13 protein-coding genes are annotated in these 11,973 nt (G+C 41.0%); 9 read left to right on the top strand and 4 right to left on the bottom strand.

Annotated features, from left to right (window positions below; genetic code table 11):
* Positions 1-24 precede the first annotated feature (24 nt).
* Positions 25-726, bottom strand: a complete 702-nt coding sequence (locus A4S05_RS08730; protein ID WP_256090878.1) for a hypothetical protein — start codon at positions 724-726, stop codon at positions 25-27.
* Positions 727-904: 178 nt separating this feature from the next.
* Between A4S05_RS08730 and A4S05_RS08725 the strand changes: the two genes are divergently transcribed.
* The 3 genes from A4S05_RS08725 to A4S05_RS08715 are packed head-to-tail and all read left to right on the top strand — an operon-like array spanning position 905 to position 1,944.
* Positions 905-1,231, top strand: a complete 327-nt coding sequence (locus A4S05_RS08725) for a DUF5674 family protein (protein WP_084227035.1) — start codon at positions 905-907, stop codon at positions 1,229-1,231.
* Positions 1,228-1,590: a hypothetical protein gene (locus A4S05_RS08720; protein ID WP_069069441.1), complete on the top strand. Its 363-nt coding sequence runs from the start codon at positions 1,228-1,230 to the stop codon at positions 1,588-1,590. Before A4S05_RS08725 ends, A4S05_RS08720 begins: the two co-directional genes overlap by 4 nt.
* 6 nt (positions 1,591-1,596) lie before the next feature.
* Positions 1,597-1,944: a hypothetical protein gene (locus tag A4S05_RS08715; protein WP_069069440.1), complete on the top strand. Its 348-nt coding sequence runs from the start codon at positions 1,597-1,599 to the stop codon at positions 1,942-1,944.
* A 62-nt stretch (positions 1,945-2,006) separates the two neighbouring features.
* Here A4S05_RS08715 and A4S05_RS08710 read toward each other — a convergent pair whose 3' ends face one another.
* Positions 2,007-4,619 (bottom strand): DEAD/DEAH box helicase, encoded by a 2,613-nt coding sequence (locus A4S05_RS08710; RefSeq protein WP_069069439.1) that lies wholly within the window; start codon positions 4,617-4,619, stop codon positions 2,007-2,009.
* Between the two features lie 275 nt (positions 4,620-4,894).
* On the opposite strand from A4S05_RS08710, the gene A4S05_RS08705 reads away from it, so the two are divergent.
* The 6 genes from A4S05_RS08705 (at position 4,895) to A4S05_RS08680 (ending at position 9,563) form a co-directional block, all read left to right on the top strand.
* Positions 4,895-5,188 (top strand): hypothetical protein, encoded by a 294-nt coding sequence (locus tag A4S05_RS08705; RefSeq protein WP_069069438.1) that lies wholly within the window; start codon positions 4,895-4,897, stop codon positions 5,186-5,188.
* A complete protein-coding gene (locus A4S05_RS08700) occupies positions 5,185-5,535 on the top strand; it encodes a helix-turn-helix domain-containing protein (RefSeq protein WP_069069437.1) in 351 nt (116 codons plus the stop codon). Before A4S05_RS08705 ends, A4S05_RS08700 begins: the two co-directional genes overlap by 4 nt.
* 44 nt (positions 5,536-5,579) lie before the next feature.
* Positions 5,580-6,449 (top strand): ImmA/IrrE family metallo-endopeptidase, encoded by an 870-nt coding sequence (locus A4S05_RS08695; RefSeq protein WP_218107937.1) that lies wholly within the window; start codon positions 5,580-5,582, stop codon positions 6,447-6,449.
* A complete protein-coding gene (locus A4S05_RS08690; RefSeq protein ID WP_069069436.1) occupies positions 6,442-7,257 on the top strand; it encodes a thymidylate synthase family protein in 816 nt (271 codons plus the stop codon). Before A4S05_RS08695 ends, A4S05_RS08690 begins: the two co-directional genes overlap by 8 nt.
* Positions 7,258-7,348: 91 nt before the next feature.
* A complete protein-coding gene (locus tag A4S05_RS08685; protein WP_069069435.1) occupies positions 7,349-8,467 on the top strand; it encodes a nucleotide kinase domain-containing protein in 1,119 nt (372 codons plus the stop codon).
* 205 nt (positions 8,468-8,672) lie between these two features.
* Positions 8,673-9,563, top strand: coding sequence for a nucleoside triphosphate pyrophosphohydrolase family protein (locus A4S05_RS08680; protein WP_069069434.1), 891 nt, complete (start codon positions 8,673-8,675; stop codon positions 9,561-9,563).
* Between the two features lie 245 nt (positions 9,564-9,808).
* Here the strand turns inward: A4S05_RS08680 and holA are convergent, their stop codons facing one another.
* Both holA and dnaX read right to left on the bottom strand, forming a co-directional pair.
* On the bottom strand, positions 9,809-10,762 hold the full coding sequence (holA, locus tag A4S05_RS08675; protein ID WP_069069433.1) for a DNA polymerase III subunit delta: 954 nt from the start codon (positions 10,760-10,762) through the stop codon (positions 9,809-9,811).
* Positions 10,759-11,973 (bottom strand): DNA polymerase III subunit gamma/tau (dnaX, locus tag A4S05_RS08670; RefSeq protein WP_069069432.1); only part of this gene is annotated, 1,215 nt, incomplete at its 5' end. The genes holA and dnaX, both read right to left, overlap by 4 nt.

The raw sequence follows: 11,973 nt of genomic DNA, 5'->3' as shown, positions 1-11,973 counted from the left end.
GCCAATGGCAGAGGCATTAGCCTCTTAAATCTTGACTTCTGGAATAGCTTCTAAATTGACCATTGACGATAACTCAGGAATGACTATATTTGATTGTGATTTGTTATCTGGAGATTGAGTCAGTAGTTTAATTAACCATTTTTCAGTCTGCATCTGATCCTTTTTATTCCAGCGTACATTTAATCTTTGGGCTGGTTTAACAGGATGTAATGCTAAAACTACGAGTTGAATTTGGTCAGGAATAACTGAGTATTGTATAGTCGTAGTCCACAACTTTACCCGGTCTTGCCAGCTTAAATATGGATGGCGTATAGCCCATTCATAAAGCCTGGGAATACCTTGTTTAAATGCTATATTTGTTAATACTTGAATAAACTGTTTATCGTCATTAATTGCAAGAGGTGCAATAACTGGATTATCGACTAATAATTTTTTCCGAAATTGAAAAATTTCCGGTGCAAGTTCCTGTATTTGAGAAACCCACTGAGCAATTTGAGGATAGGCATTTAATAAAGGTTCTACAGTCAGTCCTAAAAATAGTTGTCTCATCACCAAAGAGAAGTTATCTGCAATTATAGAGTCAAAGGCAGAGCGATTCGGATGAAATTTTTGACTGGCGAATAGGACTTGTTGTTGTGTTTTAGTAATTTGTTGAATATCGGCAAGATTAATTACTGGCATGTTGGAGAGAATATAACATCTCTCCCATGCAGCGGTAAGCTGCAAATTAATTACTTCGATTAATCATGCTTAAATACAGATATACAGCGTATTGTCGGTTGCAGGAAGTAGAAAATTTAGTTACAAAGTTATGCACTAATTGGGTTTTTATGTTGATAGTTGAAGGCTAATGTAATTAGGCAAGATAGCCAGGGCAAGCGTATGTTTAATAGGAGTAAGTTTTTTGATTGAGATTATTAGAGTTCGTGCTACACCGGGGCAAATTGAGCAGATGCTACAAGAGTTAAAGTTTTATATTAAGGTAGCGGTAGATATTGAACATCGGATTCTGGCTGGGGGAGGTGAAATGCACTTTTACTGTGAACAGGCGTTGCTAGAAGATGGTAGTAAGCAGAGCGATATTTGGGCTGCTAGTTTTAGACCTGATACACAACAGATAATCTATGAGTCTATGGTTAATCTCCGTCCCCGACAGAATCGTTCAATGGAAATTATGGACGTTAAGATTAGAGATATTGTTGCCGCAATTATTATGGAGTTTCTGGGATGAATAGTGGCTTAACTTATGAGCAAGAAACCTTTGTGCAAGATAGTATTCCTGTTAGATTGGGAAAATTGGCAATTAATTTAGCACGGATAAGTCAACTTTTCAGTGATTCTACGGATGAGGATGTGGTCAAAAGCCTGATTAGAGAGACGATGTATTTTCTTGAGTGGATAGCCCCAGATATAGATATTGACAATGCTTTTGAGTTAGCAAACTTAGGAAGGTTTCTCACACGCTGGCTGTTTAACTGGGAACAAGCCTGGAATAACACAGAAGCTAAAAACCAGATTATTCAAGAACTTGGCACTTGGTCAGACAGTGTTTTGCAAATGTCAAAATTACCTGCTGTACAACAATCCTAACTGATAATGACTCAATCCCAACCTCCATTACCACAACCCAAACTAGAATCTGCTGGTATTACCTCTGACCAGTATTTTGAATTTACTCCAGAAAAACTAGAACTGAGCAACGGATATTTGGGTTATGGTGGACAAGACCAACTTGGGTTTCATTTGTCAGTTCTCACCAACATGGGATTGTTGACAGCAGTTGGACATACAAATTTGTCGCTGTGGCTAGAAGCACTCAAAGGTGTAGTAAGGGAAAAACTACCAACTGTCAAGGCTCAACCAGAAGTAGCAGAAGCAATGCTCAATCGATTTAATCGGGCGATTGCAGACTTGGAGGCAGTGATAGAGTATCTGGGACAATAAAATCTGGAAGTTGAGCGATGTCTACGACGATGATCATGTCAAACATCAGGTGTAGCGATGGGCTACATTTTGTCGGAGGCGATGACCTCCGGTCGGTCGGAGACCATCGCATCTAACAACAGTAATCCCATTTGCTTTAATAAAGCAGTGTTACCATCAGGGCAACCATGTTGAATTAGGCACTTGGCACAGCCAGTATCGCAATTGCAATCTAGTGCGATCGCTCTAGCAGCACCAGCAAGTTTTGGCAGATGCTTAAACACAGCCTCAGCCGCACCATTACCACCATCACTAGTATCATAGAAATAGCCTGTGTAATTGTTATTTTCCCCTAACTCCTTCACTACTGTAAAATTCACCTGTTTTGGGTCAACTCTAGCCACCAGCTGTAACGCTCTCATAATTTGATGCCCAAAGCTGTGGATAGCAATCAAGGGACTGGAATATTCCCATAACTGTTGATAGCCAGGGGGAATCGGTTCTCCACTGCGGGTTAAATTGGTTCTAGTTTCCAAGGCATTGTGCTGAAGGTATTCCCGCGCACTTGAGTTTATCGCTACTTTGACCATTGGTGCTGAAAATTGAGTACGGAAAGGCTGCTCAAACTTTTCTTCTGACAGGGTTTTCACAATTACAGCCTTACGTGTGAGTTTGCTACAAAGTGGACAACGACGTTCTTTAGGTAGCGGCTCTTTGTAGTTAAGACACCGCTTGTTCAAACAAGTCTGCTCGTAGATTTGGGTCATTAAACTGTAACCACTGGTAATGTGTTTAACCTCACCAAAACTAAGTTCCAGGGTTAAGTATTCCTGACAGTCATCAACTTCAATGACTTGAGAAAACAGCAATGGTAACTTCACCGGATCTGTCAGCACTGTTAGGCTGCTGGTTTCTGAGTCTGTAACTGCAACTGTAAACAGTGAGCTATCTGCTGTCTGTTTTAAAATTGCTTGCTTGCTGTTCAAGTCAAGGGAGATGCACTGATAAGTCAGCATTCGTCCATTGGCATCTTGTCGTTTGTAGATGGCTTGGGGATGGACTTCCCGGTGAGCAATATCTTCTGAGATTTCCTCCAGTTCTTCCCCAGATTCTGCATCTACTAGCTTGATGGTAGTTTGGGATAAGCCACCCCGAAAGTTAACATCTTTATGAGGATAACCCTTTGCCCACAGTCCATTACGACCTTTATTTAGATGCCCTTGGGCTAACAGAAGTTTTGCTACCTCGTAAGCGGCTGTGCCAAAGTAGTGCTTGATTTTATTAGTAGGAATACCAGTTTCTGCGGCTGCACACATCAAATGTTTAGCAGCAAAGATGGGATATTCGTCATTAAAGAATACTTCCTCAGCTTCTGGCGATACCAGCATTTCTGGATGTTCTGCTACATAGCAGTCTATGGGATTGAGAGCATTGGGAAGCAGCACTGTCAGTCCAGACTGAGAACGTCCGGCGCGGCCACTGCGTTGCTGGTATGCCATTTTAGAACCAGGCCAGCCACGCAAAATGCAACATTCTAATTCTGGTAGGTCAATTCCAGCTTCTAATGCTTCTGTGGCAATAATCCACTTGATCGTGCCAGACTGGAGTTGGTCAACTACTTCTGTCCGACGCTCAGAAGTTATGCCACTGTAGAAGGCGGCTACTTGGTTTGATTTGAGTAATTCTGTTAGTTCCCGCACACTGCGTCGGGAGTTACAAAAGGCGATACCTGATTTACCTTGATTGAGCAAAAATTGAATTATTCGAGCGGTATCACCAGTCAAATTGTAACTGGGCTGAGTGATAATTATTTGTCTAGATGGTGAAGCTGCTCCACTTTTGCGAATCCAAATCAGGGGTTTGGGGTTGAGTTTAGTTGGTTTCAAACCAGAGATTTTCAGAGCCAGTTGTTTAGGATTACCACAAGTGGCACTCAGGAAGATAAATTGCAGTTTCTTGGAGTCGCCACCGTAATGATCTACTGCTAGTTTAATGCGACGAATCAGCCAGGACATATTTGCGCCATAGCTACCTGAGAGGGTATGAGCTTCGTCAAGCAGTACATAGCGTAATCGCTGATAAAAGTTTGCCCAATGCGCGGATTTCCAGGCTTGCTTGAGTTGAAAGTGGATTAATTCTGGTGTGACACCTAAAATATGCGGTTCACTCTTGAGGATTTGTTCTCGTTTTTCTGATTTGACATCTCCAGTGATCATTGCAAGTATAGGTCTGGATTGTGTGGGTATGGTAGAGAGTAGTTCAGAGATTTTGTGGAACTGGTCTAGTGCTAATGCTCGCAGTCCATAAAATGCTAATGCTCGGTGTTCTTGATTTATACAACCTTCCAGAATGGCGGGGTATGTGCTGAGAGTTTTGCCACTGGCTGTGGGAGAGGTGAGGATTAAACTTTTACCTTGTCTAATTGCTTGTAATGCTTGAAGTTGGTGAGAGTAAAGTTGGGTGATTCCTAATGAGTGAAGTGCTTTAATTAATTTATTTGGCAGGTCATTAGGGATATTTTTCAGATTAGGTTCTTTGGCAGGGATAGTCTGTTGCCATAGTAAATCTTCACCTAGAAATTCAGTAATATCTGTTGGTTCAGTAGGATGGTTATTTGAGTTGGAATTTTCTGTAATGGGTGTACGAGGTGGTGTCCAAAAGCTTTGTAGCAGGGCATTGTAGTTGGGCGTGGTCATAGTCGTAGTCTTCGCTCACTGCCCTAAAAAATCCCCCATTGGGGGAGTGCTACTGAAAAAATATGTATTTATTATAACCTTTACTACGTATTGCTCACCCTGGGCATAAGAATATTCAGCACACAGTGCGCTACATATAACTTACCTCTGGTCGGTTTCAAGGACTTTGAGATGATTAACATCTAAATGCCTAAATATTACCCTGAACTCCGATTGACATTTTATCCTACACTTGGTAAGATTTTCTTACAAACGGTAATATAGTGTGCTGCACTATGACCCCAGAAAATGTAAAGGTCAAGCTCATAGAAGTGTTTAAAGAAATCCAGAGCGATAGCGGATATGAAGGACAGCCAATCACAGAAACAACTTGTCCTATCAATGATTTAGCATGGCTTGACAGTTACCTCTGGCCTGTTGCCATCACTATGTTGGCTACGGAACTTAACGTGAACATCCCTAATGACAAAAACATTTTTTTGTCAGAGGATTGCACGCGGCGACTCACCATCAACGAATCAGCTGATGTAGTTTGTGAAATCGTCAGTAAAGAGGAAAAACGGAGATGACTGAAGCAAAAGACAAGAAAGCAATAATTGCTTCTCGCATTCGCGAAGCACGTAAGATGGCAGGTTTGTCTCAGGCTCAGGTAGCTCAAACTCTTGGTCTACATCGACCCTCTATTTCTGAAATAGAGGCTGGCAAGAGAAATGCTTCCGCCGAAGAAATTACAAAGCTTGCAGAAATTTTTGATGTCAGTGTGTCATGGCTACTTGGTGAAGGTGCGAATAAGGTCGATGTCCATGACAATAAACTTCAGCTTGCTGCTAGAGAACTCCAAAAGCTTAAGCCAGAAGATTTAGACCGACTGTTAACATTACTTGCTTCAATGCGAACGGGGAGAGACAACCTGTGATTAGTAATATTAGTTACCTTGATACCAAGTGTAGGAAAAAATCTGTGGCTAATCAGAGGCAAGAATTGGCTCAACAGGCCATGCTTAAATCAATCGATATTCGGAAACAAGCTGGTCTAGACCTTAAAAGCCCAGCTTGTATCTATAACTTGTGCGACAAACTCAATGTCAAAGTTAAGTTTGTTGATATTAGTAGCATGGAAGGCATATATCTCAAAGGAGATGAACCACAAATATGGCTTTCTGCGCTGCGACCCCTTACTAGGCGTAACTTTACCTGCGCTCATGAACTCGGACACCACGTTTTTGGACACAGTTCAACGATTGATGAACTAACAGAGGATTCGGAGAAATCTAAGACTTTCCATCCTGACGAGTTTCTGGTTGACTCCTTTGCAGGTTTCTTACTTATGCCAACTTTGGGGGTGAGAAAAGCATTTGCTTCGCGTGGCTGGGATATTGCTTCAGCAACGCCACTTCAGATTTTCACGATTGCCTGTAGTTTTGGTGTTGGGTACGAGACTCTGATCAATCACATGACTTATACCCTAAAAATGATTAATCGCATCAAAGCTGCGTCACTTCTAAAATCTACACCCAAGTCTATCCGCCAAGATTTTCTTGGGCGTTCATCAGCAGAACCGTTGATAATTGCTGATGCACATTGGTCAATGCCTACACTTGATGCTGAAGTTGGAAGTCATCTTCTACTACCAAACACAGCAGAAGCAACGAACGACACTATCACTTTCCAAGAAAATCACTCACAGGGTCGTCTCTTCCAAGCTAACCGTCCTGGTATTGTGCGCGTTTACTGTCATGACGCTGAGTGGGCAGCTTTTGTTCGGGTTTCGCGTTATCAGTTTGTAGGACTAAGCAAATATCGCCATCTTGAGGAGCCGGAAGATGAGTAATAGTGCGCCTCTCCCCATTAACGAAACAAACCTATCTTGCGCTTGGAGTCGTATATTTCTACACATTATCGATAATCCTGGCAAAGAAATTTCGCCATTGGTGGTTAGTTTAACAGGTTTTAGCAGCGGTATTGTAAATGAAGACAAATCAGTTCGAGATGCTCTTGATAATTGCCTTGTAAAGAACAAAAAACAAAAAATTCACACAGTTGCAAATACGATTTTTCCTAGCTCTCTCTGGCGAATGGCTAAGTATGACCGAAAGAAATTCTTTGAGATTTATCTTAATGCTCTTCCCAGATACAAAGCTGCTGAACCGTCGAAAAACCGACGTGGTATTTACTTTGAAAGGCTGATTGATTTTGGTTCTGGTCCCCACAATGGCAACCAACTCGAACACATCATTTTTGAGTATAATTCACACCCAACAATCAGAAGAAGTATGTTCCAAGCTTCTATCTTTGATCCAGGGCGAGACCATATTCCTAATTGTAGGCAACTAGGCTTTCCTTGTTTACAACATGTTAGCTTTGTACCAAATAATCAAGATAAAACCCTTGTTTTAAATGCTTTCTACGCAACCCAACAACTTTTTGATAAAGCATACGGCAACTACTTGGGACTATGCAGATTAGGCAATTTCATGGCTTACGAAATGGGACTGACATTTGACCGGATGAACTGCTTCGTAGGTGTAGCAAAATTAGAAAGAATTGGAACAAAATCGCCAACTTTAACTCCAGTTATAGAGGCGGCTCGGAATATTATGCAACAAACAACTTGCGAACATACAATAGATCAAACATAGCTTTTTTCCAGACAAGCTTAATAAAAGATATTTGCGGGTGAGAGTACTTTACGGATTTAAGGAAACAGAAATGTTTCTTTAGAGAGATAAAATGGGAATAAAACGTCAGAAACAGTCTAGCGAAAACGCCAATCAAAACAAACAGTTAAGTCTTGGAATTGGCGATAGTGGAGAAAAACCTATCTCATCGCCAGTTATCATTTCACATATTCTACCCGCCAAGCCTACAGTTGTATTCAATACTTATTGGCAATTCGCTGCCGAACGACAAAAGATATTTTACAAGAAGCTAGAAAATGCACAAGTGCCTTGGACTGATGATCCAATTCTTTCCACATACAAATTTACCAATGCCTACCGCGCAAGCGACCGCACGAGCCAGTACTTGATACGAAATGTCATCTATCGGGACGATCTACCATCTTCAATCAATGAGGTATTCTTTAGAATTATCCTCTTCAAAATTTTCAACAAAATTGAAACTTGGCAGCTTCTAGAAAAAAATATTGGACATATTACTTATGCTGACTATTGCTTTGAACGCTACGATAAAATCCTCACAGAAACCATGCAGTCCGGTCAGACTATCTATTCTGCGGCATATATCATGCCATCGGGTGGCAAAACATTTGGATATACTACAAAGCACCGCAATAATCTCAAGTTGATTGAGAAGATGATGGCTGATGATCTGCCACAGAAGCTAGCAGATTCACGGAATATGCACCAGGGTTTCGATTTATTACATAATTATCCAACTATTGGCGATTTTTTGGCATACCAGTTTATAACTGATGTTAACTATAGCGAGATTACTAGCTATAGCGAGATGGAGTTTGTAATTCCTGGTCCTGGTGCGCTTGATGGTATCCGCAAATGTTTTCTTGACCTGGGTGGTTTAAACGAACCAGAAATTATTAAATTCATGGCAGATATCCAAGAATCTGAGTTTGAGCGATTAGGACTAAATTATCATTCCCTCTGGGGACGGAGACTGCAATTAATCGACTGCCAAAATCTATTTTGTGAGGTAGATAAGTATTCTCGGATGAAACACCCTGAAATATCGGGAATATCAGGAAGAACACGTATAAAGCAAAAGTATTCAGTTAACGTACAACCAATTAGTTATTGGTATCCACCAAAATGGAAAATTAACCAAGCTATTGAAGAGGATATAAAAATTCAAGCTGCTTCCAAATCTAAATAGAAGGTATTACTAAACGAGGGGTGCAAATTTAAAAAATTTAAAATTATTTGCCCTCCTTGCAAAAGTTTCTAATCAACTCCGATAACTCTACAGAAGGCTTTGCTTCAGCAACTTTAGCATGGCCAAGTGAGCCTGCTTTCAGACTCTATTTTTTCATGCCCATAATCAGCAACACCAAATATAATCTCAAGATAAGGAGTGGATAATGGATTTTCGTAAGTATCAACAACAAGCCCTGAAAACTGATCAAGTTCCTACTAAAAGTGGAGATGGAATAATCATACCTCTGCTGGGTTTGGTTGGTGAAGCAGGTTCACTCCTCGCTGAATATAAAAAGCATCTCCGGGATAAAGATGCACATAAACTTTTTAAAGATTGTGTTGCAGAAGAGTTAGGGGATTTACTTTGGTACGTTGCTAACGTAGCCAGTAAATTTGATCTAGATTTGGCAGAAATTGCACAAATTAATCTGAATAAGTGTCGTGACCGTTGGGGAAGAAGAGATTCGGTACAAATAGATAGTCAAACTACAGCCTACATATTTGATAGTAACTTTTCCGAACACGAAAGTTTACCGCGACAGTTTGAGCTATATCTTACTGAAGTGAGCGAAGATAACTCAGTGAAAGTGAGAGCATTTATTAATGGTCAACAGATTGGAAATTACCTTACCGATAACTCCTACTTTAGTGATGGCTATCGCTTTCATGATATTTTTCATTTGTCCTATGCTGCTGTTTTGGGATGGTCGCCAGTCATTCGCAGTAACCTTAAACGCAAGCGTAAAAGTAATCCTCGTATTGACGAGGTTGAAGATGGTGGTCGGGCAATAGCTATTGATGAAGGTATATCAGCACTTGTATTCAGCTATGCCAAGGATCATGGGTTTTTGGAAGGGGTTGTAACGATAGATGACCAACTATTGAAAACTATAAAAAATATGACCTTGCATTTAGAAGTTCGAGAGTGTTCGCTAGGTGATTGGGAGAAGGCAATTGTTGATGGGTATAAAGTTTGGCGACAAGTAGAAAAAAATGGGGGCGGTAAGGTTATTATTGACATTGATACAAGTTCGATAAGTTATCAAGCAAAATAAAGTGGTAAACAGATCGTTTAATACCTCCTCCATCTGGTGTAAGTAAAAGTGGTGGTTCACATCAAGCGTTCACAGAAACCTGGCTGACTATTATGGTACTTACCATATGCCTTATTTCCTTTGCCTCCTGCCTTTTACCAACGTGAAATATTGACTTTGACTTACTTAAATAACTGATTTTGGATTTTAGACCGGAATCAAATATACAATCCAAAATCCAAAACTCTCAGTCAACTTTATGTTGATTAAGTTAACTTAAATAACCTGCTAACACTAAGAATTATTAGCAGTAAATCCTTACTTTCAGCACCTCTCTTAATAGAGATATCCAAATCCAGCATCATAGTCACTGCTTTAGCTAAAGCATTGATGCTTGTATTTGCCACCTCCTGACGCAAATAGTAAATGCGATTAGGATTGCTGATACTGCACATTTGAGCTAATTCACTATCTTTCTTAATCCCAGAAACAATCGCAGACTTAATCCACAGCCAAGTTCTAAACTGCGTTAGGAGAGTAGCAACAATTACCATTAATGGTTCCGAGCGTGACAGTAAATCATCCAGCAGGTGCAAAACTTGATTGCTTTCTCCTTGACGAATAGCAGATGCCAGTTGTAGGCTATTCTGAGTTTGACATGGTACTAATTCTTTTATTTCTGCAAGCTCAAGTTGTCTGCCCTTACCATAGGTATACAGTTTGCGTAACTCAGCGGCTGCACGAGTCATGTCGTTACCAATTGCTTCTGCTAGATATTCCACTGCACCCTTTGACAGCACCAGCTTGATTTTTTTAGCCTGAGTACTGATCGCCTTCTCAATTAAATCAGTACGCCAAGGTGGTATCAATGGAAACTCAAACAACTTGGCATACTTGACAATATGTTTGTAAATCTTCAGGCGCTTATCTACATTGGTGGCGACAAACACCAGAATTGTGAATTCAGGCACTTGAACAAGCTGCTGCAAAGTTTCCAGCTCAGTATCACCCCACTGCTTGAGGTGGCAATTTTCCACAATTACCAGTTTTTTACCACCAGTCAGGGAACGAGTGCGAGCTACACTGATAGCTCGGTCAAGGCGATCGGCTGGAAATCGGTGATAGCAAAGTGTGAGCCATTGAGCATCAATCTCTGCTTTGTATTGATTTAGCTGTTCCTGGATGGCGTGTTGGTCATCACCTGTCAGCAATACAATCATGCTTTTACCCTCCCATTACTGCTCTTGTTGGCAGTTTTAATTAACACAGTCATTGGTTGTTGACTTTGGGTAGCTCGTTGCAGCATTTTAGCGATCGCCTCTTTACTACTTTCAAACTTATTCAAGTAAGCTGGTGTAACCTCTAAAATCGCCTTGTCACCTTGCAATTTAACGAGATGAGCATGAGCCAACAGCTTTTGATTACTAGGTTTAGCTATATCCATCACAGAAAGCCAAATTTGAGCCAGGTTAGCGGTATTGGCTGCAACTGTTGGTAACAAATTGTCATCTACAGGTTTAGCTGTCACCTTGTTTGTGGTGTATACTCCAACTGTCGGTAGCAACTTGCCGTCATGCACAGGTTTGGCAGTTAGCGTCTTGGTTGCACTGACAGGAAATAAACTGGGTATCAGGTTCAGTAAGCAAACTTCTAGCCACACAGCAGCATTTACTGTGTACCGAAGATAGTTTTCTGCTTTTTGTAACTCTGTTAGGGACAAATTCAGCGTCTCGAAATTCCAGTGATTTGCTAAAACCTTGAGTTGAGCATAGCTCACACAACCAGTTAGCAGGGATTGCTCTTTGGGTGCAGACTTGATAATCAGTAAATCTCGGTATGTTTGCAGTAAGTTGGAGAGAATCAATTTGGGCGTTTTACCAGAGTCCACTAGAAGTCTTGCTACTTGCAGCAAGTTAAAGGTGTTGTTGGTGGAAATTGCCTGTAAAATTGACATTAATTCTGTTTCTGTTACACCACCAGCGATTTCCATGACATGATTGGTAGTGATATCTTCATCTAAAAGACTCACCTGACCCAGTAATTGCAGTGCATCTCTGAGTCCACCATCGCTGAGTCGTGCGATCGCTGTTAGTGCCTCATCATCAATAGAAATAGATTCTGCATCTGCTACAATACCGAGGTGCTGCACAATTGCCTGAACAGACAAAGTGCGGAAATTAAACACTTGGCAACGGCTGACAATGGTAGGTAACACCTTGTGCAGTTCTGTTGTGCAGAGAATGAAAACAACATGAGGTGGTGGTTCTTCAATACACTTAAGTAAAGCATTGAAGGCGTTACCGGTTAGACAATGGCACTCATCGAGAATAAAAATTCGGTAACGTCCTGCAACAGGTGCTAAGGTACTGCGCTCAATTAAAGCACGGGCATCATCTACACCATTATTAGAAGCAGCATCAATTTCACTAAC

Origin of the sequence: Nostoc sp. KVJ20, assembly GCF_001712795.1 — a bacterium.
Taxonomy (GTDB): domain Bacteria; phylum Cyanobacteriota; class Cyanobacteriia; order Cyanobacteriales; family Nostocaceae; genus Nostoc.
This window is presented reverse-complemented; position numbering and strand designations above follow the sequence as displayed.

What these genes read in the sequence shown, in the direction of transcription:
- holA (WP_069069433.1), bottom strand. Translation starts at nt 10,762, where the DNA reads ATGATTGTATTGCTGACAGGTGATGACCAACACGCCATCCAGGAACAG.
- A4S05_RS08705 (WP_069069438.1), top strand. Translation starts at nt 4,895, where the DNA reads ATGACCCCAGAAAATGTAAAGGTCAAGCTCATAGAAGTGTTTAAAGAA.
- A4S05_RS08690 (WP_069069436.1), top strand. Translation starts at nt 6,442, where the DNA reads ATGAGTAATAGTGCGCCTCTCCCCATTAACGAAACAAACCTATCTTGC.
- A4S05_RS08710 (WP_069069439.1), bottom strand. Translation starts at nt 4,619, where the DNA reads ATGACCACGCCCAACTACAATGCCCTGCTACAAAGCTTTTGGACACCA.
- A4S05_RS08685 (WP_069069435.1), top strand. Translation starts at nt 7,349, where the DNA reads ATGGGAATAAAACGTCAGAAACAGTCTAGCGAAAACGCCAATCAAAAC.
- A4S05_RS08680 (WP_069069434.1), top strand. Translation starts at nt 8,673, where the DNA reads ATGGATTTTCGTAAGTATCAACAACAAGCCCTGAAAACTGATCAAGTT.
- A4S05_RS08700 (WP_069069437.1), top strand. Translation starts at nt 5,185, where the DNA reads ATGACTGAAGCAAAAGACAAGAAAGCAATAATTGCTTCTCGCATTCGC.
- A4S05_RS08715 (WP_069069440.1), top strand. Translation starts at nt 1,597, where the DNA reads ATGACTCAATCCCAACCTCCATTACCACAACCCAAACTAGAATCTGCT.
- A4S05_RS08720 (WP_069069441.1), top strand. Translation starts at nt 1,228, where the DNA reads ATGAATAGTGGCTTAACTTATGAGCAAGAAACCTTTGTGCAAGATAGT.